The organism is Actinomyces gerencseriae DSM 6844, from assembly GCF_000429265.1.
GTDB classification, from domain to species: domain Bacteria; phylum Actinomycetota; class Actinomycetes; order Actinomycetales; family Actinomycetaceae; genus Actinomyces; species Actinomyces gerencseriae.
On record NZ_AUBN01000015.1, the window covers coordinates 33,099 to 56,940 of the forward strand.

The window sequence follows — 23,842 nt, forward strand, 5'->3', positions numbered from 1 at the left end:
CGGTGGTGGCACTCATCATCGTAGGAAGACCCTCTCCTCGACTCCGTCGCGCGCGTCCTGCGCGGCGCCCTCGCGCTGAAGAATCCGGAGCAGCGGTTCGCGCAGCTCCGGGCGCCACGGCATGGTGGTGCGCACGGCGCTCAGATCCCGAATAGTGCGCCCCGCCCGGACGCCCCTGTCCTCGAAGCGCGTCATGACCCGTCCGATGAACCGCTCCGACCACCCGCCGCGCACGCCCGCCGGCGAGCCCGGATCCGGTCCATTGCCCAGGCTCCCCTCCTCGGCGGTCTCGGCTCCCAGCTCGGGGCGGGCCCCGGCGGCCTCGTACCGGAAGTACGGTTCGGTCATGTCCGGCCCGATGCCCGCGGGCAGAGCGGAGACGGCCTCGAGGACATCACGCATCTGCCAGGCGTAATCCGCCCAGTCGGTGGCGAGCCTCCACACGCCGCCGGGACGCAGCACCCGGGCGACGGAGTCCGCGAACGCCGCGCTGATCAGACGCCGCTTGCGGTGGCGGGGCTTGCGCCACGGGTCCGGGAAGAAGACCCACACCTCGCTCACCGACGCCACCGGCAGAGCGGTGGCGAGCAGCTGCGAGGCATCGGCCGGCACGACCCGCAGATTGCGCAGCCCCCGCTCGGCCGCCTGACGCACGATCTTGGCGATCGCGGTCTGCCACACCTCGACGGCCAGGTGGTCGACGCCCGGGTTCGCGGCGGCGTGCGCGAGGATCGCCTCCCCGCTGCCGGAGCCGACCTCGACGATGAGCGGGCGCGGCTGCCCCGGGTGAGCGAAGGCCGTCTCCGGATCCAGGCGGAAGGATCGGGCGACGGTACGGATGGCGTCGGCACGCGGGACGTCGATGATGTAGCGGGCGCCGTACTCCGCCAAGGCGCGCGCCTGCCCATCGGTCAGGCGCCCGCCGGCCCGGGAGAAGGAGCGCACGCGAGAGTGGATGGCATGGGATCGGGTGGGATGCTTCTGGGGCATGGGATGTCTCGTCGGGCCTCAGCCGATCTTCTCGTGGGCCGCGGCCCGAACGTACTTCTTGGTGTAGGCGGCGATGACGCAGTTTCCGAAGATCTCGGAGTTGAGCAGCGCCTGGGCGTCGCGCGGGTCGTGGTGGGCGAACCACCGCCGGCAGGTGACCCGGTGGCCCGGGGAGGAGATCACGCGCACCTCGTCACCGGCCTGCACCGCGCCTTCATCGAGTACCGCGAGGTAGACGCCCACCCGGTTGCGCGCGGAGAAGACCTCCACCCAGTCCGCCCGACCCACGCCGCGGGCGAAGGTGGCGCACGGGTTGCGCACGCCGGTCACCCGCACCCGCAGGCCTCCGGCGGCCGGGTCGCCGATGGACAGGATCGCGCCGATCTCGACGTCGTCGATATCGCCCTCGATGAGGAGGTTCTCCCCCAGCCGGCCCGGCTCGACGCCACCGAGCTCCTCCGACCAGTGGCGCTGCTCGGCGGCGCTCATGGCGTAGAGGGCCTTGTCGGTCCCGCCGTGGTGGGTGCCGTCCCCGTGCTCGTCGGTGACGATCCCGGTGCGACCGACCTCGACTGGGCCGTCGACGGCGCCCTTGTGGATCGCCGAGAATCCCGCCGGGCCGGCGTCGGGCCGGATCCGCCGGACGGTGCACACGGCGCTGACGGCTCCCACCGGGTCCCCGTCGTGGAACGGGGAGGGTTCGTCGTCGTGGCGGCCGTCGGCGCCGGCGTGCGGCTCGCCCAGGACCCGGGCCAGCTCACGGGTGAGCACCAGGCCGGAGCCGTCGTCGATCATGGCCGCTTCGAGCGCGCTCACCTGGTTCCGCCCCGTTGTCTCCGTCATGTCCACGCCCGTCCCTTCGTGATCCGCGCGTCCTCGTCCTGATGCGTCCTGTGCTCGTACCCGTCCGCTACGTGCCGCTACTTGCCCGGCTTGGCGCCGGTGCGCTGGTCGGCGCCGAGCGCCGCGACGAAGGCCTCCTGGGGCACGTCCACGCGACCGATGGCCTTCATGCGCTTCTTGCCCTCCTTCTGCTTCTCCAGCAACTTGCGCTTGCGGGAGATGTCCCCGCCGTAGCACTTGGCGAGCATGTCCTTGCGCAGAGCACGAATCGTCTCGCGGGCGATGATACGTGTGCCGACGGCCGCCTGAACAGGCACCTCGAACTGCTGACGCGGGATGAGCTCCTTCAGGCGCTTGGTCATCATGACGCCGTAGGAGTAGGCGGCGTCCTTGTGAACGATGGCGCTGAAGGCATCGACCTTGTCCCCGTTGAGGAGGATGTCGACCTTGACCAGATCCGCGCTCTGCTCGCCGTCCATCTCGTAGTCCAGGGAGGCGTAGCCGCGGGTGCGCGACTTCAGGGCGTCGAAGAAGTCGAAGACGATCTCCGCCAGCGGAAGCACGTAGCGCATCTCCACACGCGTCTCGGAGAGGTAGTCCATGCCCTGCATGGTGCCGCGGCGCGACTGGCACAGCTCCATGACCGTGCCCACGAACTCGCTGGGGGTCAGGATCGTGGCCCGCACGACCGGCTCCGAGACGGAGGAGACCTTGCCCTCGGGGAACTCGCTGGGGTTGGTGACCGTGTGCGTGGTGCGGTCCTCCATGGTCACCTCGTAGACCACCGACGGCGCCGTGGAGATGATGCCCAGGTTGAACTCGCGCTCCAGGCGCTCGCGGATGATCTCCAGGTGCAGCAGGCCCAGGTAGCCGCAGCGGAAGCCGAAGCCCAGGGCCACCGAGGTCTCCGGCTCGTATGTCAGGGCGGCGTCGTTGAGCTTGAGCTTGTCCAGGGCGTCGCGCAGGGCCGGGAAGTCCGAGCCGTCCACCGGGAACAGACCGGAGAAGACCATGGGCTTGGGGTCCTGGTAGCCGGACAGCGGCTCGGCGGCCGGGGCCGCCGCGGAGGTGACCGTGTCGCCGACCTTGGACTGGCGCACGTCCTTGACCCCGGTGATGAGGTAGCCGACCTCGCCGGCTCCCAGACCAGCCGACGGCGTGGGCTCGGGGCTGATGACGCCGATCTCCAGCAGGTCGTGGACGGCCCCGGTCGACAGCATCTCGATGCGCTCGCGGGGCCTGAGGGCGCCGTCGACGACGCGCACGTAGGTGACCACGCCGCGATAGGTGTCGTAGACCGAGTCGAAGATCATGGCGCGGGCCGGGGCGTCGGGGTCGCCGTGCGGGGTCGGGACGGCCTCGACGATCCGGTCGAGCAGCTCGGGCACGCCCTGGCCGGTCTTGCCGGAGACCCTGAGGACGTCGTCGACGTCGCAACCGATGAGGGAGGCGATCTCCTCGGCGTGCCTCTCCGGCTCGGCGGCGGGCAGGTCGATCTTGTTGAGGACCGGGATTATGGTCAGGTCCCCCTCGATGGCCATGTAGAGGTTGGCCAGGGTCTGGGCCTGGATGCCCTGGGCGGCGTCGACCAGGAGGACCGCGCCCTCGCAGGCGGCCAAGGAGCGGTTGACCTCGTAGGAGAAGTCGACGTGCCCGGGGGTGTCGATCATGTTGAGGGCGTAGGCGCGCGTGACGCCGTCGTCGCCCTCCAGGGCCCAGGGCATGCGCACGGCCTGGGACTTGATGGTGATGCCGCGCTCGCGCTCGATGTCCATGCGGTCCAGGTACTGGGCGCGCATGTCGCGGGGCTGGACGACGCCGGTGGCCTGGAGCATGCGATCGGCCAGGGTGGACTTGCCGTGGTCGATGTGCGCGATGATGCAGAAGTTGCGCAGCTGGGCCGACGGCGTCGAGGCGGGTGCGACGGCGGCCGCCTGCTCGGGCGTGGGGATCGGTGACACGTACGTCTCTGCCCCTTCCGGTGCGTGGGTCTGGTCTGAGTCCTGGGCCAGTGTCCCACGAGTGGCGAGGGCCCGACGACGACGTGCGCCACCGCGCCGCTCGAGGACGCGCATTTGCGCTCCGCGCCGCACTTCCCTAACGTCCACACGGTGACGACCAGCACTCCTCCCGGCTCCGCCCCCACCGCCAACCGCGTCCCCAGCGGCCCGCTCGGGCCCGACGCCCCCGGCGGCGCCGTGCCGGCCTCCGGCGACGAGACGCCCCGCGAGACGATCCTGCCGGCGTTCTTCGGGCGCTTCGGCGGCCAGGAGGTCCCCGAGTTCCTCCTGCCGGCCCTCGACGAGCTCGAGGAGGCCTTCACCCGGGCCGTCGCCGACCCCGCCTTCCTGGCGGAGCTCGAGGAGCTGCGGGCCACCTACCTGGGCCGTCCCACCCCCATCTACGAGTGCCGCAACCTGCCGTCGGACGGCGGAGCGCGCATCGTCCTCAAGCGCGAGGACCTCGTCCACGGCGGCGCCCACAAGGGCAACAACGCCCTGGGGCAGGCCCTGCTGGCCAAGCGCATGGGCAAGAAGCGGCTCATCGCCGAGACCGGGGCGGGCCAGCACGGCACCGCCACCGCCATGGTGGCCGCGCTCATGGGCCTGGACTGCACCATCTACATGGGCGCCCATGACGTCGATCGCCAGCGCCCCAACGTCGAGCGCATGGAGCTCATGGGCGCGAGCGTCGTGCCCGTGACCCAGGGCGACGCCGGCCTCAAGGACGCCGTGGACGTGGCCCTGTCGCAGTGGTGCACCCGGTTGGACGACACCTCCTACATCCTGGGCTCGGCGACCGGCCCCCACCCCTTCCCCACGATCGTGCGCCACTTCCAGACCGTCATCTCCGCGGAGTCCCGCAGGCAGGTCGTCGAGCGCTTCTCCCGGCTGCCCGACGCCGTCATCGCCTGCGTGGGCGGGGGCTCCAACGCCATCGGCGCCTTCGCCTCCTACATCGACGACGCCGCGGTGGCGCTGGTGGGCGTCGAGCCGGCCGGGAAGGGCCTGGACACGCCCTTCCACGGCGCCCCGATCTGCGCTGGGCGCACCGGCATCCTGCACGGCACCCGCTCCTACGTCATGCTCTCCGACTCCGGCGAGGTCCTGCCCTCGCACTCGGTCTCGGCCGGCCTGGACTACCCCTCGGTGGGTCCCGAGCACGCCCACCTGGCGGACACCGGCCGGGCGACCTACGTGGGCATCACGGACGATGAGGCGATCGAGGCCTTCGGCCTGCTCAGCCGTTACGAGGGCATCATCCCGGCCATGGAGTCCTCCCACGCCGTCGCCCAGGCCCTGAAGATGGCGCGCGAGCACCGCGAGGGGGGAGCCGGCGGCGACGAGGAGCCCCTGCTCCTGGTCAACCTCTCGGGCCGGGGGGACAAGGACATGGACGAGGTGCGCGGTCTCCTGGGCTGACTCCCGAGCCCTCCTGGGGCGAGGGGCCGACGTCCCTGATGCCGACGCGCCGTCTCGGCCCTCACCGCCGATTTGGTCGCTTCGTCATGGCGTTCTACCCTCAGAGCCATGACAGCGTTCTGCACCCGCCAGTGGTGGTGGCTCCCCGATGGGCGAGCCACCCGCGCCGCGTGAGCGGAACACGAATCCCAGAGCTCGCCATCAGGCGGGCTCTTCGCGTGTTCGGAGGCGGTTCTGGTGGCACCGACAGGAAGGCACTCCGTGACGCCCCCTCCACCCACTGTGCTGACGCGCCCGGTGCGCTACCGCAGCGACACCGGGCTGCTGCTCGAGCGCCTCGCCCGCACCGGCCTCATCACCACGACCACCGACGACGCCGCCGGAGGCCCGCGCCCGTTGGACGTCGTGCTGCTGGAAAGCGCTGATATCGCCACCAAGACCTCCCGCACCACGATCGCGGTTCTTCAGGCCTCCGTCCGACTGACCTGCACGGGGGAGGCCGTCGTGGTCGAATCGCTCCCCAGGGCGGCCGCCGACGGCGAGGCCGCGCTGGCCCGCCTGCGAGACGCCCTGGGGGCGCACGTCACGCTCGACGCACCGGGACGCCTCGAGCTCGCCATCGCCCCCGCCCCCGACGACGGCTCCCTGGAGGAGCGCGAGCGTCTGACCGCTCCCTCCACCCTCGAGCCCCTGCGCGTCCTGGCGTCGAACCAGGTGGACCACGCGCATCTGCCGCTGGTGGCGGGCGTCGTCGCCTTCGACTACCTGGCGACCTTCGAGACCCTGCCGGAGGTGGCGATGGGGGCCAACACCTGCCCCGACTACCTCTTCTACGACGCCCGCATCATCCTCGTCATCGACCACCCCACGCGGGAGGCCGTCCTCGTGGGGGCCAGCGTGGACGCCGCCGGGCTGGCCGAGCGGATCGAGGAGCTGGCCGAGCGAATCGAGGCCATCGAGACCGCGGGCGCAGGGCCGAGCGCCGTGAGCGAGGCCCGGACGCCGGACGGGGCGACCACCGCGCCGCCGGACTCGATCGCAAGCGCCTCCCGCCCGGAGGTCCACGCGATACCCACCCGGTCCGACGCCGAGTACGCCGCCGTCGTGGAGTCCATGAAGGAGTCGATCTCCGCCGGAGAGGTCTACCAGGTGGTGCCCTCCCGCGGCTTCACCCTGCCCTGCCCCGACGCCCTGGCCGCCTACCACCGGCTGCGCGAGACCAACCCCAGCCCCTACATGTTCTACATCGGCGCCCCGGACTTCGAGCTGCTGGGAGCCTCCCCCGAATCGGCCCTGCTGCACTCGGCGCGCACCGGCCACGTCGCCATCCGCCCCATCGCCGGCACCCGCCCGCGGGGGCTGAGGCCCGACGGCGGCATCGACCATGAGCGGGATATCCGTCTGGAGCTGGAGCTGCGAACGGACGCCAAGGAGGTCGCCGAGCATGTCATGCTCGTGGACCTGGCCCGCAACGACGTCGCCCGGGTGTCGGTCCCCGGCACCCGCCGGGTCGAGGACCTGATGCGCGTGGACCGCTACAGCCGCGTCATGCACCTGGTCTCCGAGGTCTCCGGGCGGCTGGCTCCGGAGTTGGACGCCCTGGACGCCTTCCGCGCCTCCATGACCATGGGCACGCTCACCGGCGCTCCGAAGCTGCGCGCGGCCGAGCTGATCCGCGCCGCGGAGGGGGTGCGCCGCGGCTCCTACGGCGGCTCGGTCGGCTACGTCAGGGGCGACGGCGAGCTGGACACCTGCATCGTCATCCGCTCCGCCTTCGTGAGAGGCGGTCGGGCCCTCGTGCAGGCCGGGGCGGGCGTGGTCGCCGACTCCGTCCCCGCCGCCGAGGCCGCCGAGACCGTGCACAAGGCCAGCGCGGTGCTGGCCGCCGTCGCCGCCGCCCAGGGGGCGGAGCTCGTCATCGACTCCGGAGCGGGCCCCGAGCCCGCCGGCACCGGGGCCGTCAAGGGCTCGCCCGCTCCCCGGAGCAGTTCCCGGACCAGTGAGGGGGCCTGAGATGCGCGTCGTCCTGCTCGACAACCGCGACTCCTTCGTCTACAACCTCGTCGATCAGTTCGCCGCCCTGGGAGCGAACGTCGAGGTCTACCGCAACAGCGCTCCCGTCACCACGGTGCTGCGCGCCCTCGAGTCGGGCGGGGACGACCACGCGCGCGCGAGGCGCGGTGAGCGCCCGGTGCTGTGCCTGTCCCCCGGCCCCGGCCATCCCCGCGCCTCCGGCTGCCTGATGGAGCTGATCGACGCCGCTGTGACCCGGGGCGTCCCCACGCTCGGCATCTGCCTGGGCTTCCAGGCGATCGTCGAGGGCTGCGGCGGCGCCATCGGGAGGGTGGGGCCCGTGCACGGCCGGAGCGTGCGCGTGGAGCCGACCGGGGCCGGGAGGGCCGATGCCGCCTTCGAGGCTCTCGCCGACGGCCCCCTGGATGTCGCCCGCTACCACTCGCTGGGCACCCGCGAGCTGCCCGAGGCGCTCGTGCCGCTGGCGGTGACCGCCGCCGCCGACCCCGCCGGGCCCGGGATCGTCATGGCGGCCCGCCACCGCACCCGGCCCGTTGTCGGCCTCCAGTTCCACCCCGAGTCGGTCCTGACCCCGCAGGGGCCCGGCATCCTGCACGCGCTCACGGCGGGCCTGGCCGCTGCGGCGGTCACCTGACCCGTGCCCCCCGATGTCATCGGACTCTCGCGCGACTCCGTTGATCCCGCCACCTACTCCCATCATCCACGACCAGTAATCCTGAGGAGCGACCATGACCCCCGCACCCGCTGAGAACAACGCCATGAGTCCCCCGGTCGCCGGCACGGTCGCCGACGCCGAGGACGCGCACCGTCTTCTGCGCGGCGTCATCCAGGGCGAGCGCCTGACCCAGGACGAGACCGGCGTCGTCTTCGCCGCGCTCGGTGCCGGCGACCTGTCCGAGGCCGAGACCGCCGCGCTCCTGGCCGCCCTGCATGCTCGCGGCGAGACCGCCGACGAGGTGGCAGGAGCCGCGAGCGCCTTCCGCGACGCGGCCCGCCCCTTCCCCGAGGTCGCCTTCCCCCTCGTCGACGTCGTGGGCACCGGCGGCGACGGCATGGGCACCATCAACATCTCCACCGGCGCCGGGATCGTGGCGGCCTCCATGGGCGTGTCGGTCGCCAAGCACGGCAACCGGGCCGTCTCCTCCAGGACCGGGGCGGCCGACGTCGTCGCCGCCCTCGGCCTGCCCCTGAGCGTTCCCCCCGAGCAGGCGGTGGAGATCCTGGCCCGCGACCATTTCACCTTCCTGTTCGCCCAGGCCTACCACCCGGCCATGCGGCACGTCGCCCCGATCCGCAGGGCCCTGGCCACGCCGACGATCTTCAACGTGCTGGGCCCCCTGCTCAACCCCGCCCATCTGACCTACCAGCTCATGGGCGTGGCCGACCCGGATATCATCGACATGATCGCCGAGACGATGGTCAAGCTGGGCCGCAAGCGCGCGCTGATCGTGCACGGGGCCGGCACCGACGAGATCGCCGTCCACGGCACCACCCGGGTGCGCGAGGCCACCCCTCGCGGCGTCAAGGCCTATGAGGTCGCCCCGGAGGAGCTGGGGGTGCGCCGCTGGGAGCTGTCCGACGTGCTCGGCGGCGACCCGGACGAGAACGCCCGGCTGCTGCGGGAGGTCTTCGCCGGGCGCGGCCGGCCCGCCCACCGCGACGCCATCGCCGTCAACGCCGGGGCCCTGCTGTACCTGGCGGGGCCGGCGGACAACCTGGCCGACGGAACCCGCATGGCGCTGGACCAGCTGGCCAGCGGCCGGGTGTCCGAGCACCTGGGCTCCATGACCAGGGCCGACGGCGTGGACGGTGAGGCCCGATGACCGCCGATCGCCCCGACGCCGGGGCCGCCGGCCGCCCTCGGCGCCGCCCCGTGGATGAGCGCCTCATCGCCACCGGCACGGTCCTGGACTCCATCATCGAGGCGCGCCGCGGGCGCATCTCCGAGCTGCGGGCGCGCTTCGGCCATCTGAAGGAGGCAGACCTGCCCCGCTCGGAGCGCTCCTTCGCCGCTGCTCTGCGCACCCGCGGCGGCGCCGGCGCCACGCCCCGTCCGGCCCTCATCATGGAGTGCAAGTCGGCCTCGCCCTCGCGCGGGACGCTTCGCACCGCCTACGATCCGGCCGCGCTGGCGCGGACCTATGCGCCGTGGGCCTCGGCGATCTCCGTGCTGACCGAGCCGGATCGGTTCAACGGCTCCTTCGAGGACCTGGCGGCGGTCCGCGCGGTGGTGGATGCGCCGGTGCTCTGCAAGGATTTCATCGTCGACCCGGTGCAGGTGCTCGCCGCCCGCTCACTGGGCGCGGACGCGATCCTGCTCATGCTCTCGGTGGTCCCCGACGACGTTCACGCCGAGCTGTCCGCACTGGCCCGCCGGCTGGGGATGGAGGTCCTCACGGAGGTCTCCACCCATGAGGAGATGCACCGGGCGGCGTCCCTGGGGGCCGCCGTCGTCGGCATCAACAATCGCGACCTGCGCACGCTGTCCACCGACATCTCCCGCACCGAGGAGTACGCGCCACTGGCCCCGCCCGGCGTGGTCCTGGTGGGCGAGTCCGGCGTGGAGACGGCCGACGACGTGCGCCGTCTGGCCGGGCTGGTGGACGCCCTGCTCATCGGATCGGCCCTGTCCGCCGCCGAGGACCCCGCGGCGGTCGCCCGGGCCCTCGCCGCCGCCGTGCCGGTGCCGGGCGGCCCGCCGGCCGGGACCGGTGGCGCGGGCGTCGGCGGTCCCGACGGGGGCCGGCAGGACCCGGCAGCCGCAGAACCGGCGGCCGAGCGCGAGAGCGGGTCCCACGACCGTGCCCACCATGCCCATCACGACTGCGCCGATCATGCCGGTCATACTGATCAGTCCGAGCGCATCCACCCGCGCCTGAACGCCTACTTCGGCGCCTACGGCGGGCAGTTCGTGCCCGAGCTGCTGGTGCCGGCCCTCGACCAGCTCGAGGACGCCTTCATCGACGCGCAGGCCGATCCCGCCTTCGCCGCCGAGCTGGACGAGCTCCTCACCCGCTACCTGGGCCGCCCCACCCCCGTCACCGAGCTGCGCAACCTGCCGCGCGAGGGCAGAGCCCGCATCTTCCTCAAGCGCGAGGACCTCGTCCACGGCGGCGCCCACAAGGGCAACCAGGTGATGGGCCAGGCGCTCCTGGCCAGGCGCATGGGCAAGACCCGCATCATCGCGGAGACCGGCGCCGGCCAGCACGGCACCGCCACCGCCATGGTGTGCGCGCTGCTGGGCCTGGAGTGCACCATCTACATGGGCGCCACCGACGTGGTGCGCCAGGCCCCCAACGTGGAGCGCATGGAGCTCATGGGGGCGCGCGTCGTACCCGTGGCCTCCGGCGCGGGCACTCTCAAGGACGCCGTCAACGAGGCGCTGCGCGACTGGACGGCCTCGTTCGCCACCACCCACTACCTGCTGGGCACGGCCGCCGGCGCCCACCCCTTCCCGACCATCGTCCACGAGTACCACCGGTGCATCTCGCGCGAGGCGCGCGGCCAGATGCTCGCCATGACCGGGCGCCTGCCCGACGAGGTCATCGCCTGCGTGGGCGGCGGGTCCAACGCGATCGGCATGTTCAGCGAGTTCATCGACGACGCCGGTGTGGGCCTGATCGGCGTCGAGCCCGCCGGCGAGGGCATGGACACGTTCCGCAACGGCGCCCCGATCAACAACGGCACCATCGGCATCCTGCACGGGGCCCGCTCCTACCTCATGCGCACCCCCGAGGGACAGGTCGAGGAGTCCTTCTCCGTATCAGCGGGTCTGGACTACCCCGGCGTCGGCCCTGAGCATGCGTGGCTGGCCGACACCGGGCGGGCCCGCTACGTCGGCGTCACCGACGACGAGGCCGTCGAGGCCTTCCGGCTGCTGAGCCGCTGGGAGGGCATCATCCCGGCCCTGGAGTCCGCCCACGCCCTGGCCCAGGCCCTCAAGATCGCCCGCGCCGCGCCGTCGGACGCGCCCGCGCCTCACCTGCTCGTGTGCCTGTCCGGGCGGGGCGACAAGGACCTGGACCAGGTCCGCGCCCGATTGGGCGGATCGTTCTCCCCCGACTCTGCGGTGGCACGGGCGACGGTCATGGTCGAGGAGATGGGCAGGCGCACCGAGTACCTGCCGCTGACGAGGAAGGAGGGCTGAGGTGTCCCGTTATCCCGAGATGTTCGCGCGCCTGGCCGCCGACGGTCGGGGCGCCTTCGTGCCCTTCGTCATGGTGGGCGATCCCTCCCCGGACCTGTCCGAGGCCGTCATCGAGGCGCTCATCGATGGCGGCGCGGACGCCCTGGAGCTGGGCATCCCCTTCTCCGACCCGGTCGCCGACGGCCCCACGATCCAACGCGCCCACATCCGGGCGCTCGAGGCGGACGCCGACTTCACCGCCTGCCTGGATGTGGTCGCCCGCGTACGCGGTCGCCACCCCGGGCTGCCCATCGGCATGCTCATCTACGGCAACGTGCCCTTCGCGGTGGGGCTGGAGGAGTTCTACGCCCGGTGCGCGGGCGCGGGCATCGACTCAGTGCTGCTGCCCGACGTGCCGGTTCGCGAGTCGCAGGCCTTCTCCGCCGCGGCCGAGGCGGCGGGGATCGACGCCGTGTACATCGCCCCGCCGTCCTCGTCCCCCCGGACGCTGGACGCGGTTGCGGAGTGCTCGCGAGGCTACGTCTACGCCGTCTCGCGCGTCGGCGTGACGGGAGCGGAGCAGGCGGCCTCCACCGTCGGCCTGGCCGAGTCGGTGGCACGACTGCGGTCCGACGCGGCGGCGCCGGTCATGCTGGGATTCGGCATCTCGCGGCCCGACCAGGTCGCCGAGGCGATCGCGGCCGGGGCGGACGGGGCGATATCCGGATCGGCGACGGTGAGGATCATCGAGGAGCACGCCCCGGCTCTGCTCGCCACGGACCCCGGCTCGCCCGCTCGCGACGCCGAGCTGGAGGCGACGACGGCCGAGCTGCGCGAGTTCGTGGAGGTGATGAAGGCCGCCGCCCGTCGCCCCGCTCCCCGGTGAAGGCCCGTACGGGCGTCGACGGGTCCGTGCGGTCCGAACGTGCTGAACCGATCCCGGTTTCGACGGGGTCGTCACGGCCCTGCGCCTTCATCGGCGCCCTCGCCGGGAGTGGGCCGCGCGCGCGACCCACGGGACGGCGGGCGTCCGCCTCGCCATCCGCTCCCCCCATCTGGTAGTGTCTTGCGCCATAGTCTTAGACGCAGGGTTCAATCCTTCCATATCCCTGAAGGACGACGGCCAATGACGGCATCCACTTCCTCCTCTCAACGCAACAAGACGAATTCCCTGGTGATCCGCAGCGCCGTGGTCGCGGCACTCGGGGGCCTCCTCTTCGGCTTCGACACGGCCGTGATCTCCGGGACGACGGAGAATCTCCGCGAGGTCTTCCATCTCAGCGAGTTCTCGCTCGGCTTCACCGTGGCGACCGCCCTCATCGGCACCATCGTGGGCGCGATGAGCGCCGGCCGGCCAGCGGACCGCCTCGGGCGCAAGAAGGTGCTGGGCATCATCGGCATCCTCTACACGGTCTCGGCCCTGGGCTCCGCCCTGGTCTCGAACTGGTACCTGTTCATGCTCTTCCGATTCATAGGCGGGGTCGGGGTCGGTGGAGCCTCCGTCGTGTCCCCCATCTACACCGCCGAGATCTCCCCGGCCCGCCTGCGCGGACGCCTCGTGGGCCTCGTCCAGTTCAACGTGGTCCTCGGCATCCTGCTGGCGTACATGTCGAACTTCGTCCTGGCCAAGGTCTTCGACTACTCCGTCGCGTGGCGCTGGATGTTCGGCGTCGAGGCCGTTCCGGCCGTCATCTTCATCGTGCTCGCCCTGTTCATCCCCGAGAGCCCCCGTTGGCTCCTGGGGCAGGGCCGCGACCACGAGGCCCGGGAGATCATCGCGCGGCTCACCCGGTCGCACGACGAGGCCGAGTCCGAGCTCGCCGACATCCAGCGCGCGATACGCGAGGACAGCTCGCTGGGCACCGCCCCCTTCTTCGTGGCGCGCAATCGGAAGGTCATCCTGCTCGCCATCGCCATCGCCGCCTTCAACCAGCTCTCGGGCATCAACGCGGTCATGTACTACGCCCCGGACATCTTCCGCATGGCCGGCGCCCAGAACGATACGGCCTTCCTGTCCTCCATCGCCGTGGGCGCCATGAACCTGGTCGCCACCATGACGGCGCTGACCGTCATCGACAAGTTCGGACGGCGCAGGCTCATGGTGGTCGGCTCCATCGGCTACCTCGTCTCCCTGGGGGCCATCGCCACCGTGTTCTTCCTGGCGGGGGACGCCCAGGAGCTCGCCGGGAGCTCCTCCTTCATCGTCCTGGGCGGTCTGCTCGTGTTCATCGCGGCCCACGCCTTCGGCCAGGGATCGGTCATCTGGGTCTTCATCTCCGAGATCTTCCCCAGCCGCATCCGCGCCCGCGGCCAGGCCCTGGGATCCTTCACCCACTGGTTCTTCGCGACCGTCATCTCCTGGGGCTTCCCCGCGATCGCCGGCGGGCTCGGCGGGGGCTGGGCGTTCACCGTGTTCTTCGTGTGCATGCTGGGGCAGTTCGTCTGGGTGCTGACCGTCATGCCCGAGACCAAGGACATCCCGCTGGAGAAGATGGAGGCCGAGCTCGGACTGGCCGGCGCCGACAGCTGACAGCACGAGGCGACGCACCTCACGCAGTGCCGCGGATCCCGGCCGGGTCCGCGGCACTGGCGGGTGCTAGAGTGCCTTTCTGGACCTCTGGCCTGGCCGGCTGCGGGGTCCGGCGACCGGGATCCGCCGAGTGCTTCCGGCACTCTTCGTCGGCCCGTGTGCGCGAACCCTCCTCTCCGGCCACCGACCGCACTCGAATCAAGAAAGCTTCACCAACCGTGGCGAACATCAAGTCCCAGATCAAGCGCATCAAGACCAACGAGAAGGCCCGTCTGCGCAACCAGGCAGTCAAGTCCGAGCTCAAGACCTACGTGCGCCGTGTCAGGGAGGCCATCGACGCCGGTGACAAGGAGGCCGCCGAGGAGCACCTGAGGAAGGCCTCCCGCAAGCTGGACAAGGCCGTCTCCAAGGGCGTCATCCACAAGAACCAGGCCGCCAACCGCAAGTCCAAGCTCGCCAGGCGCGTCGCCGCGCTCTGAGAGTCCGACCGTCCGGCGCCGTCGGTCTCATTCGAATTCGCTCGAGTGGCCACGCGCTCCCTCGACGGCAGGAGAGGTGGCGCCCCCTCGTGCTGAGGGGGCGCCCTCGCGACGTCGTCGGCCGTCGTGCGCCACGTCCGTCCTCTGGAGCGACTCGCACCCGTCGGTACGACGACACTGGTCGGACGGCGCTAAAATGCTGCGGGCCGGCACGATCCCGGCCGAGCCCGATACCCCTCGACTCAGGCGGGAGCTCGCATGCGCACAGGTTTCGACCGGGACAAGTACCTGCACATGCAGTCGGCGCGCATCGCCGAGCGCCGCGCCCAGTTCGGCGGCAAGCTCTATCTGGAGTTCGGCGGCAAGCTCATCGACGACATGCACGCCTCGCGCGTGCTGCCCGGCTTCACCCCAGACAACAAGATCGTCATGCTCGCCGAGCTGGCCGACGAGGTCGAGATCGTCATGGCGGTCAACGCCAAGCACCTCGCCCGCAACAAGGTCCGCGCGGACCTGGGCATCTCCTACGAGGACGACCTGCTGCGCCACATCGACGCCTTCCGCAGCTACGGGCTCTACGTGGGCAGCGTTGTCGTGACCCAGTGGACCGACGACAACCGCCAGGCCCACGACTTCAAGCGCAAGCTGGAATCACTGGGCATCACGGTCCACCGTCACTTCCCCATCCCCGGCTACCCCGGCGACGTCGCCCGCATCGTCTCGGCGGAGGGCTACGGGCGCAACGAGTACATCGAGACCAGACGGGACCTGGTGGTCGTCACCGCCCCCGGCCCGGGCAGCGGCAAGATGGCCACCTGCCTGTCCCAGCTCTACCACGACCACCAGCGGGGCCTCTCCTCGGGCTACGCGAAGTTCGAGACCTTCCCGATCTGGAACCTGCCCCTGGACCACCCGGTCAACATCGCCTACGAGGCGGCCACCGCCGACCTCGACGACGTCAATATGATCGATCCCTTCCACCTGGCCGCCCACGGCGTCCAGACCGTCAACTACAACCGCGATGTCGAGGTCTTCCCGGTCCTGAGCCGCCTGTTCGAGGAGATCCTGGGCTCCTCGCCCTACGCCTCCCCCACGGACATGGGCGTCAACATGGCGGGGAACTGCATCTGCGACGACGACGCCTGCCGGCGGGCCGCCAGCCAGGAGATCATCCGCCGCTACTACCGGGCCCTGGTGGCCGAGAAGCGCGACGCCATCGCCCCCGTCCAGTCCCAGCGGATCGCGCTGCTCATGGCCAAGGTGGGGATGAGCAAGGAGGACCGTCCCGTCGTGCCGCCCACGCTGGAGGTGGCCGCAGCCACCGGTGAGCCGGCCTCGGCGATCGAGCTGCCCGACGGACGCATCGTGACGGGCAAGACCTCGCCGTTGCTGGGGTGCTCCTCGGCGATGCTGCTCAACGCCCTCAAGCTCCTGGCCGGGATCGATGACGACGTCGATCTGCTGGCACCGGCCTCGATCGAGCCCATCCAGAAGCTCAAGACCCAGGGACTGGGGAGCCGCAACCCGCGCCTGCACACCGACGAGGTGCTCATCGCCCTGGCCGTGTCCGCCAACGGGGACGACAACGCCGCGCGCGCCCTGTCGCAGCTGGAGACCCTGCGCGGCTGCGACGTGCACACCTCGACGATCCTGGGCAGTGTGGACGAGGGCATCTTCCGCGCGCTGGGGGTCCAGGTCACCAACGAGCCGATCTACGCCACCAAATCCCTGTACAGGAAGCGCTGAATGTTCACCGGAATCGTTGAGGAGCTCGGTGAGGTCGTCGCCCTCGAGCGCGGCCCCGGCGACCAGGCGGACGCGGCCCGGTTGTCGGTGCGCGGCCCGCTCGTCGCCGAGGGCACGCGCACAGGTGACTCCATCAATGTCAACGGCTGCTGCCTGACCGTCACCGATCTGTCCGACGACGTCTTCGTCGCCGATGTCATGGCCGAGACCCTCGCGCGGACCGCCCTGGGGGCTCTGGCACCCGGAAGCCGGGTCAACCTGGAACGCTCCTTGCGCCTCAGCGACCGCTTAGGAGGGCATATCGTCCAGGGGCACGTGGATGGCACCGGGGAGATCCGCGCCCGGCACCACGAGGAGCACTGGGACGTCCTGGAGATCTCGGTACCCGACGACCTGATGCGCTACGTGGCCGTCAAGGGCTCGATCGCCATCGACGGGGTTTCGCTCACCGTCGTCGACGTCGTTGACAGTGCTACCGGTGCTGATGGCGCTAACGGCGCCGGCGAGTCCGGCGGCGCCTCCTCGGGCTGTCTGACCGTCTCCCTCATCCCCGAGACGTTGCGGCGCACCACGCTCGGAATCAAGCGGGTGGGCGACCCGGTCAGCCTCGAGGTCGATGTCATGTCCAAGTACATTTCCCGGTGCGTCTCCTGGTGCGCCTCCAGGGACATCTCCGGAGGCGCCGAGTAGCCTCCCGACTCGAGCGGATGCTCGTCCCTGATGCGGCGTCAGCGCCGCCGGAGGACTCCGGAGCCACGGGCGCGGCAGATCGTCAGGACCGCGCGCTCGACCGCGTGAACGGGGTCGCGCGACTCCCCCTTGACCTCGGCGTCGGCCCGGGCGACCGCCACGATGGCCGCGGCCAGGGCGTCATCCGACCAGCCTGAGAGCTCGCGGCGTGCCCGGTCGATCTGCCAGGGCGCCATGCCCAGCTCCTTGGGGCCGACGCCGCGCCTTCCCCCCGCAGCGGCCACACGGGCCAGCTGGCGGATCTTCATCGCCAGCGCGGCGACGATCGGCACCGGCTCGGTACCGGTGGCGATGGCGTGGCGCAGGGCGGTGATCGCCTTGGCAACATTCCCCGCGGCGGCAGCGTCCGCCACGGTGAAGCCGGTCGCCTCGAATCGACCCGCGTAGTAGGTGTTGACCGCCTGGAGGGTGATGGTGCCCCGCGTATCGGCCACGAGCTGGTCGACGGCCGAGCACAGCTCGCGCAGGTCCGAACCGAGGGCGTCGACGAGGGCGCCGACGGCCTCGGGCTCCATGCGACGGCCCGCCCGGCGCACGTCGGATCCCACCAGCGCCGCCTTGTCCCTGGCGGACTTGACCGCGCCGATGGTGACCACCGGGTAGGGCGACTCGGCGAGGGCGTCGAGCAGCCTCCTACCGCGCTGGCCGCCGTTGTGGCGCAGCAGGACGACGACGTCGGGGTCGGGGGCGGAGACGTAGGACAGCAGGTCCGCCAGCAGCGCGTCATTCATCTGCTCCAGGGCGGGCACCAGCACGAGTTTGGGCTCGCCGAACAGGGAGGGGGATACGAGGGTGTCCAGCTGGTGGGACTCATAGGCGGCGGCCTCGATCGTGCTGATCTCGGTGGAGGGGTCCTTCCGGCGCGCCTGGGACAGGAGTCGGGTCACGGCCCGGTCCGCGAGGAGCTCCTCGCCCGCACGGATGAGGACGATCGGGGCGAGATCGACCTGATCCCAGGCGGGTCCCGCCGATGCGCGTCGAGAGCCCCGGGAGGGCTGTCGGGTCGGTGCCATGGGGCAAGCCTGCCACGCAGTGCCGGAACGATCGCGAGCACCGCCGTCACGAGGGCCGATGGCGCCGCTCGCAGACCCGCGCGACCCCGTCGGGAGACGACCACCGCCCCCGCTGCCTCCAGCGCCGCCAGTGCGAGGGCGCCGCCCGTCCCACCCGGCCACCCCGGATCGGCCGCCGGCAGATCGGAGAAGAAGCCGGCGACGGCGGCCAGCCAGGCGCAGCTGGCGGTCGCGGGCCATGCGATCAGGCTCGCGAGCGCGGGCCACCACGCCGCCACCAGGGCGGCGAGAAGGCCGGCGACCGTCGCCACGGGCACGGGCGGGGCCGCCAGCACGTTGGCGGGCACCGCCCAGGTGCTGATCCGGGGCTGAAGCAGGATGAGGACGGGGGCGCAGGAGGCCTGGGCGACCAGCGGCACCGCGACGGCGGCGGCCGTTCCCCGAACCGCCCACGAGGGCGCCCACCGGGGCGGTCGTCGCGCCAGCGCCGCCTGCACGGGCCGGGCCCCCAGCAGGATCCCCGCCGTCGCCACCGCCGACAGGGCGAAGCCGTAGGAGCGCGCCTGCCAGGGATCGATGAGCAGCAGGACGATGACGGCCGTGCACAGCGCCGGCAAGGAGGCGGAGCGTCGCCCCGAGGCCACACCCACGAGCAGGACCCCGCCCATGGCCGCGGCGCGCAGGACGGAGCCCCCGGGCCGCACCAGGACGACCAGCGCCACCAGCACCAGGGCGCCGGCGACGGCCCGGCATCGTCGGGGCAGGACGCCGAGTCCACTCATGACCAGTCCCAGGACGATGGCGACGTGCTCTCCGGAGACCGCTGTGAGATGAGTCATGGACACGGTGCGCATATCGTCCCGGACACCGGCCGGCAGGGCGTGATCGTCGCCCAGCGCGACCCCGGGGACGAGCTCGCGCGCCCCCTCCGGCCAGCGCCACCGCCCGGGCACGGCGTACGGATCTCCGACGGCCTCGGCGAGGCCGGCCCGTAGGGATCCCACCACGGCCAGTGCGCCGCCCGGGGGCGCCGTGAGCCGCACGGCGCTGCTCGAGCTCAGGACGGCGGCGTGCGCGTCGCCCGGGTCGCCGGGCCGGAGAACCGCCCGCACGCGCACGGCGGCTCCCATGGGCATGCCGAGCCACTCCCGGCCGCCCAGAACGAGCGCGCTCTGGCGCGAGGCGCATCCATCGACGGCGGTGACGGCGAGGGTTGCGACCACCGTGGTGCGCCGGGAGCCCGGAACCACGCGCGGTTCGGTCTCCACGGTGCCCGTGAGTGCGACGGCGCGTCCGTCGCCGGCCGCCCGGGCCAGGGGATCCGCGCCCCTGCTCCACAGGCCTGCGGTCGCCACGACGAGCACCGCGACCGCGACGAGCACTGTCAGCAGAAGGCTCGCACGCGCCGATCCGATGGCGGAGCCGTTAGGAGCGCCCGCGCCGGGACGTGGATCGTCACGATGGCGGGGCGGATGGAAACGACGCGCGCTGATCCCCAGCGGGAGGGCGGCGATCGACAGGATGAGGGCGGCCGCGAGAACGCGGAGCCAGGCCCGCTCGCCGGACAGGCCGACGGCCCAGGCGGCACCGGCCCAGGCGGCCAGGGCGGGAGGGAGCAGCCTGGCATCCAACGGAGCGGGCGCGGCCTCGCGCGAGGAGTGGCTCCGTCGCCGCTCGGGTGCACGACGAGCACCGGCCGGCCCGTCCCCGGGCGCGGGTGGCGCCACCGCGGCGCGGCGCGCGGTGGACGGGTCTCGGGCGGTCCTCCGTCGACGGCCCTCGGGACGGGTGCTCATACGGTCGCCTCCGCCCTGAGCGCCTCGAGCTTGGCACGCCCGATGCCGGGCACGTCCGTCAGGTCGTCGAGGCTCTCGAAGGGGCCGTTGGACTGCCGGTGACTGACGATCCGTTCGGCCAGGGCGGGCCCGATCCCGGGCAGCTTCTCGAGCTCGGAGGCGGAGGCCGTATTGACGTTCACCAGGCCCGCCCCGCTGGTACCACCGCCCGCCGGAGTCGCCGCGCCTGCGCCCGTCCCCGTCGAGGGGATCGCCTCCACCGGGCCGGCCGGGTCCACCGACTCGCCGACGACGGGAACGCGCACCTGCTCGCCGTCGGCCACGAGCCTGGCGAGGTTGAGTTGCTCGGTCTGAGCATCCTCGCGCGCACCGCCCGCGGCGTCGATGGCGTCGACGACGCGCGCGCCGGTGGGGAGCCTGACGACACCCGGCGAATGGACAGCGCCGATGACGTGCACGAGCAGCTCCCCCGTTCCACCGGGCCCGGCGGGAACCGGTTCCGGATCGGCACTCGGCATCGCCGCCGCGTCCGTCGCCCGACCGCCGGCCGGCTCCTCCCCGGTGGACGGCCTCGCGCCGGCTCCGGCGGTCGCGGTCGCCGTCCCGCCGCCCCCGGACCGGGATTCGGGGGCGCTCAGCACCGTGCGCAGCGCGAGCACGAGCGCGAGGGCGAGGAGGACTGCTCCCAGGACCATGGCGGCCCGGGGCGCCATGGCGACGCGCCGGGGCCTGCGATCCGGCTCGCCCGGCTCGGTGGAGCATGCCAGGCGCACGAAGTCGTCAAGGGGCCGCTCGCCCCGCGGTGCCGTCCGTCGCCCACTCATGGTGCGACGGTAGGCCGGCGGCGCTCGCCGCCGCTCACCGCCTGTGAGTGGCGGTTGCGCGACGTGCACGAGGCGGGTCTGTGGAGCCCCGCGGGCTCGACGAGTGATCGTCTCGTACCCGGCGGCACCGAGGCCGCGCCACACGCAGCGGCACCTCGCGCGGGCGCCCGGAGGCACCCGTACTCACGCGGACGCGCCGCTCACCTGCCCCGGCCCAGCCACGGGGCCACGACGACGCCCAGCGCGCCGGGCCCCAGGTGGACGCGGTGGGCGGGGTCCACCGGTGAGCGCATGATGGACTCCACGACTGCGCCGGCCCGTACCATCGCCTCGGCCAGATCGCTCTCAAGGTCCCGCCCCCGCGCCGGGTCCTCCCCGTAGTGGACGGCGAGGCGCACGGGCTCGGCCGGCGGCCGCGGCCCACTCAGCTGCGTCCCGCCCGCGGCGCGCACGGCCTGGGCGATCAGATGGCGCCGGGCGCGCGCCGAGCCCCGCACGGTCTCGGCGACGGCGACGCCATCCGCGGACATGGTGAGCACCGGACGAATCCCGAGGGCGCCGCCCACCAGGGCGGTCGTACGGTCCACGCGTCCACTGCGACGCAGACCCGTCAGGTCCTCGACGAGGAAGAAGGTGCGGGAGCGCGAGGCGGACTCCCGGGCCCGAGCGGCCCCATGACGCGCGTCCTCCGCCTCGCAGGCGGTCAGGGCGGCCAGTCCGAGCGCTCCACCGGAGACGCCGGAGTCCAGGACGAGGACCGAACGGCCCCCGGCGGCGAGCTCCTGGGCTGCAAGACGGGCGTTGTCCACCGTGCCCGACAGCACGGAGCCGATGTGGATGGCGAGCACCTCGTCGGCGCGCTCCAGGGCGGCGGCGTAGGCCGCCGCGAGCTCGGCGACGCTGGGCCGCGCGGTCGTCGGAACCGCGTCGTCGTCGACCACGTGGAGCGGCACGACCCCGATACCGTGGCGATCGGCGAGCGCCGGCGGCAGACAGGCGGCGGAGTCGGTGACGACGGCGAGGGTCATGGCACCAGCCTAGTCGCCGTCCGCCGCGCTCCGCCCGCGCAGCCGGCGGTCGCACCCGCTCAGCGGCGGAGACGGGCCGGAGGCGGGCCGCGACCGATCCGCGCCCGGTCCACGGCGGGGTCGCCGATCCGATCGGCGGTCCCTCGGCTCCCCGCGGCGGGACCACGAGCACCTCCGGCGCCGCGCGCCTCCGGCACGGGGGTCCTCAGCGGCGCTCAGGACTGCTGGGCGATCCGCATGCGCCGATTCTCCAGGCCGACGATCTGCTCGAAGACCTCGCGGTAGTCCTCGTCGTCGGCGGTCATGCGGCGGTGCCTGGCGCGCAGCTCGGCGAGTCGGCGGTTGATCCCGGTGCGGGCCAGGGCCGACAGGACCCCTCTCGCGTAGCGCTCGACGTCCTGCGGTTCGGGCTCACCGGCCCGCCCCCGCGGCGGCGCCAGGGGCAGAGGCGCCACCGCCAGCTCGGTGATGGCGGCGCCGACCGGTCCGATGGCCCCGGCGCGCACCTGCTCGATCCAGTGGACGACGGCCCGGTTGACGGCGTCGGCGTGAGCCAGGCCGGACGCCTCGGCCCGGGCGATCAGACCGGGGACCTCGCCGGTGCCGCCCGCCGCCTCGACGGCCTCGAACACGGCCCGGTGGACCGGGACGGCGAAGGCCATCGGGTTGATGTCGTCCGCGCCGACCTGCGCGGCGACCACGGGCATCTGGATGATCACCTCCAGCGCCTGGCGCTCGAGCCTGGCCACCGGGTCGCTCACCGGAGGCAGACCGGCTCGCACCGGTCCATCCGCCGAGGCGGAGGGCGATCCAGGATCCGCCGGGTGCGCGCCGCCGGCGCCCCGGCGCTCGGCGGCGCGCACGGCTCCCACGGCCTCGGAGTCGGGCATGCCGAGCCACCCGGCGAGGCGACGGGTGTACTCCCGGCGCAGCGCCCGGTCGCGGATGCCCGCGACGACCGGCGCCGCGGAGCGCAGCCCGCGCACGCGCCCCTCGGCGGTCTCCAGGTCCAGGTCGGCCAGGCACGTGCGGATGACGAACTCGAACAGGGGCACGCGCCGCTCCAGAAGCCGGGGAATGGCGTCACCGCCCTCGGCCAGGCGCAGGTCGCAGGGGTCGTAGCCGTGCGGGTCGACCGCCACGAAGGTCTGCGCGGCGAAGTGCTGGTCCTCCCCGTAGGCGCGCAGGGCGGCCTTGCGGCCGGCGGCGTCGCCGTCGAAGGTGAAGACCACTTCCCCGCCACGGGCGCGGTTGCCCGTGATGACGCCGGCGGAGGGGTCGGCGGTATCCCCCAGGAGGCGGCGGACGATGCGCACATGGTCCGCCCCGAAGGCGGTGCCGCACGTGGCCACGGCGGTCGTCACCCCGGACAGGTGGGCGGCCATGACGTCCGTGTAGCCCTCGACGACGACAATGCGGTGGTCGCGGGCGATGTCCCGCTTGGCCAGGTCCAGGCCGTAGAGCACCTGGCTCTTGTGGTAGATGGCGGTCTCGGGGGTGTTGAGGTACTTGGGGGCATCGGCGTCCTCATCCGACAGGCGCCTGCCGCCGAATCCGACGGTGGCGCCGGTGACATCGCGGATGGGCCACATGAGGCGGTCGCGGAAGCGATCGTAGATCCGCGAGCCGCCGGCACCGCCCTGCCCGCACAGGCCCGAGGCGACCAGCTCGTGCTCGGTGAAGCCCCGGGAGCGCAGCATGTTGGCCAGGCCGTCCCACCCGGCCGGGGCGTAGCCGACGCCGAAGCGGGCGGCCTCCTCCGGGCCGAAGGCGCGCCCGCCCAGGAAGGCCCGGCCCGCCTGCGCCTCCGGGGAGGCGAGCCGCTCGCGGAACCACGCCTCGGCAAGTCGGTTGGCCTCCAGGAGCCGCCGGCGCGTGCCCGGCTCGACGCCGCGAGTGGCGGGTCCGCCGCCGTCCTCGTAGCGCAGCTGGACGCCCACGCGCCCGGCCAGGTACTCCACGGCCTCGGTGAAGGGCAGGTGATCGATCTTCTGAACGAAGGAGATGACATCCCCGCCCTCGCCGCAGCCGAAGCAGTGCCACAGGCCCAGCTGGGGGCGGACGTTGAAGGAGGGGGTGCGCTCGTCGTGGAAGGGGCACAGCCCCTTGAGCGATCCCACGCCCCCGCTCCTGAGGGTGACGTGCTCGCCGACGACGTCCTCGATCCTCGCGCGCTCGCGCACGGCGTCGATGTCCTCGCGCTTGATGAGTCCCGCCATGGCATCATCCTAGATGAGAGCACCGACACCCATGCCGGTCGT

The 23,842-nt window shown here is 72.6% G+C and carries 18 protein-coding genes; 10 read left to right on the top strand and 8 right to left on the bottom strand.

Features of this window, described 5'->3' with window-relative positions:
- Positions 1–15 precede the first annotated feature (15 nt).
- The 3 genes from trmB to lepA all read right to left on the bottom strand — a co-directional run bounded on the left by trmB (position 16) and on the right by lepA (position 3,794).
- A complete protein-coding gene (gene trmB, locus G448_RS0107635) occupies positions 16–990 on the bottom strand; it encodes a tRNA (guanosine(46)-N7)-methyltransferase TrmB (RefSeq protein WP_026407506.1) in 975 nt (324 codons plus the stop codon).
- 18 nt (positions 991–1,008) lie between these two features.
- Positions 1,009–1,833 (bottom strand): MOSC domain-containing protein, encoded by an 825-nt coding sequence (locus G448_RS0107640; RefSeq protein ID WP_026407507.1) that lies wholly within the window; start codon positions 1,831–1,833, stop codon positions 1,009–1,011.
- Positions 1,834–1,910: 77 nt separating this feature from the next.
- Positions 1,911–3,794, bottom strand: coding sequence for a translation elongation factor 4 (gene lepA, locus G448_RS0107645; protein WP_026407508.1), 1,884 nt, complete (start codon positions 3,792–3,794; stop codon positions 1,911–1,913).
- A 150-nt stretch (positions 3,795–3,944) separates the two neighbouring features.
- Here lepA and trpB (G448_RS0107650) point away from each other — a divergent pair, with 150 nt between their 5' ends.
- The 10 genes from trpB (G448_RS0107650) to G448_RS0107695 all read left to right on the top strand — a co-directional run bounded on the left by trpB (G448_RS0107650) (position 3,945) and on the right by G448_RS0107695 (position 16,860).
- Entirely contained in the window at positions 3,945–5,255 is a 1,311-nt protein-coding gene (gene trpB, locus G448_RS0107650) for a tryptophan synthase subunit beta (protein WP_026407509.1), read from the top strand.
- Positions 5,256–5,516: 261 nt separating this feature from the next.
- Complete coding sequence (locus tag G448_RS15665) at positions 5,517–7,268, top strand: anthranilate synthase component 1 (RefSeq protein WP_034494733.1); 1,752 nt, start codon at positions 5,517–5,519, stop codon at positions 7,266–7,268.
- A 1-nt stretch (position 7,269) separates the two neighbouring features.
- Positions 7,270–7,923: an anthranilate synthase component II gene (locus tag G448_RS0107660; RefSeq protein ID WP_026407510.1), complete on the top strand. Its 654-nt coding sequence runs from the start codon at positions 7,270–7,272 to the stop codon at positions 7,921–7,923.
- Positions 7,924–8,017: 94 nt separating this feature from the next.
- Positions 8,018–9,112: an anthranilate phosphoribosyltransferase gene (gene trpD, locus G448_RS0107665; protein ID WP_026407511.1), complete on the top strand. Its 1,095-nt coding sequence runs from the start codon at positions 8,018–8,020 to the stop codon at positions 9,110–9,112.
- Positions 9,109–11,436: a tryptophan synthase subunit beta gene (gene trpB / locus G448_RS0107670; protein WP_026407512.1), complete on the top strand. Its 2,328-nt coding sequence runs from the start codon at positions 9,109–9,111 to the stop codon at positions 11,434–11,436. Before trpD ends, trpB (G448_RS0107670) begins: the two co-directional genes overlap by 4 nt.
- A 1-nt stretch (position 11,437) precedes the next feature.
- Positions 11,438–12,301: a tryptophan synthase subunit alpha gene (gene trpA, locus G448_RS0107675; protein WP_026407513.1), complete on the top strand. Its 864-nt coding sequence runs from the start codon at positions 11,438–11,440 to the stop codon at positions 12,299–12,301.
- 240 nt (positions 12,302–12,541) lie between these two features.
- Positions 12,542–13,945 carry a sugar porter family MFS transporter gene (locus tag G448_RS0107680; protein ID WP_051268735.1) on the top strand — a complete coding sequence of 468 codons (1,404 nt, stop codon included), beginning with the start codon at positions 12,542–12,544 and terminating at the stop codon, positions 13,943–13,945.
- A gap of 218 nt (positions 13,946–14,163) precedes the next feature.
- Complete coding sequence (gene rpsT / locus G448_RS0107685; RefSeq protein WP_026407515.1) at positions 14,164–14,424, top strand: 30S ribosomal protein S20; 261 nt, start codon at positions 14,164–14,166, stop codon at positions 14,422–14,424.
- 258 nt (positions 14,425–14,682) lie between these two features.
- Positions 14,683–16,170, top strand: a complete 1,488-nt coding sequence (locus tag G448_RS0107690; RefSeq protein ID WP_026407516.1) for a DUF1846 domain-containing protein — start codon at positions 14,683–14,685, stop codon at positions 16,168–16,170.
- A complete protein-coding gene (locus tag G448_RS0107695) occupies positions 16,171–16,860 on the top strand; it encodes a riboflavin synthase (protein WP_026407517.1) in 690 nt (229 codons plus the stop codon). It abuts the gene before it with no gap.
- Between the two features lie 38 nt (positions 16,861–16,898).
- On the opposite strand, the gene holA is transcribed toward G448_RS0107695, so the two are convergent.
- The 5 genes from holA to dnaG all read right to left on the bottom strand — a co-directional run bounded on the left by holA (position 16,899) and on the right by dnaG (position 23,800).
- Entirely contained in the window at positions 16,899–17,807 is a 909-nt protein-coding gene (holA, locus tag G448_RS0107700) for a DNA polymerase III subunit delta (RefSeq protein WP_245572246.1), read from the bottom strand.
- On the bottom strand, positions 17,804–19,729 hold the full coding sequence (locus tag G448_RS15670; RefSeq protein WP_084436490.1) for a ComEC/Rec2 family competence protein: 1,926 nt from the start codon (positions 19,727–19,729) through the stop codon (positions 17,804–17,806). The genes holA and G448_RS15670 overlap by 4 nt, the downstream gene beginning before the upstream one ends.
- A complete protein-coding gene (locus G448_RS0107710; protein WP_026407519.1) occupies positions 19,726–20,502 on the bottom strand; it encodes a ComEA family DNA-binding protein in 777 nt (258 codons plus the stop codon). The genes G448_RS15670 and G448_RS0107710 overlap by 4 nt, the downstream gene beginning before the upstream one ends.
- Positions 20,503–20,753: 251 nt before the next feature.
- Complete coding sequence (locus G448_RS0107715) at positions 20,754–21,581, bottom strand: DegV family protein (protein ID WP_026407520.1); 828 nt, start codon at positions 21,579–21,581, stop codon at positions 20,754–20,756.
- 215 nt (positions 21,582–21,796) lie between these two features.
- Positions 21,797–23,800: a DNA primase gene (gene dnaG, locus G448_RS0107720; RefSeq protein ID WP_026407521.1), complete on the bottom strand. Its 2,004-nt coding sequence runs from the start codon at positions 23,798–23,800 to the stop codon at positions 21,797–21,799.
- Positions 23,801–23,842: the final 42 nt, after the last annotated feature.

Coding starts and splice junctions, on each gene's coding strand:
- trmB (WP_026407506.1), bottom strand. CDS start 990: ATGCCCCAGAAGCATCCCACCCGATCCCATGCCATCCACTCTCGCGTG.
- G448_RS0107640 (WP_026407507.1), bottom strand. CDS start 1,833: ATGACGGAGACAACGGGGCGGAACCAGGTGAGCGCGCTCGAAGCGGCC.
- G448_RS0107660 (WP_026407510.1), top strand. CDS start 7,270: ATGCGCGTCGTCCTGCTCGACAACCGCGACTCCTTCGTCTACAACCTC.
- trpD (WP_026407511.1), top strand. CDS start 8,018: ATGACCCCCGCACCCGCTGAGAACAACGCCATGAGTCCCCCGGTCGCC.
- trpB (WP_026407512.1), top strand. CDS start 9,109: ATGACCGCCGATCGCCCCGACGCCGGGGCCGCCGGCCGCCCTCGGCGC.
- G448_RS0107680 (WP_051268735.1), top strand. CDS start 12,542: ATGACGGCATCCACTTCCTCCTCTCAACGCAACAAGACGAATTCCCTG.
- G448_RS0107690 (WP_026407516.1), top strand. CDS start 14,683: ATGCGCACAGGTTTCGACCGGGACAAGTACCTGCACATGCAGTCGGCG.
- G448_RS0107695 (WP_026407517.1), top strand. CDS start 16,171: ATGTTCACCGGAATCGTTGAGGAGCTCGGTGAGGTCGTCGCCCTCGAG.
- G448_RS15670 (WP_084436490.1), bottom strand. CDS start 19,729: ATGAGCACCCGTCCCGAGGGCCGTCGACGGAGGACCGCCCGAGACCCG.
- G448_RS0107715 (WP_026407520.1), bottom strand. CDS start 21,581: ATGACCCTCGCCGTCGTCACCGACTCCGCCGCCTGTCTGCCGCCGGCG.
- dnaG (WP_026407521.1), bottom strand. CDS start 23,800: ATGGCGGGACTCATCAAGCGCGAGGACATCGACGCCGTGCGCGAGCGC.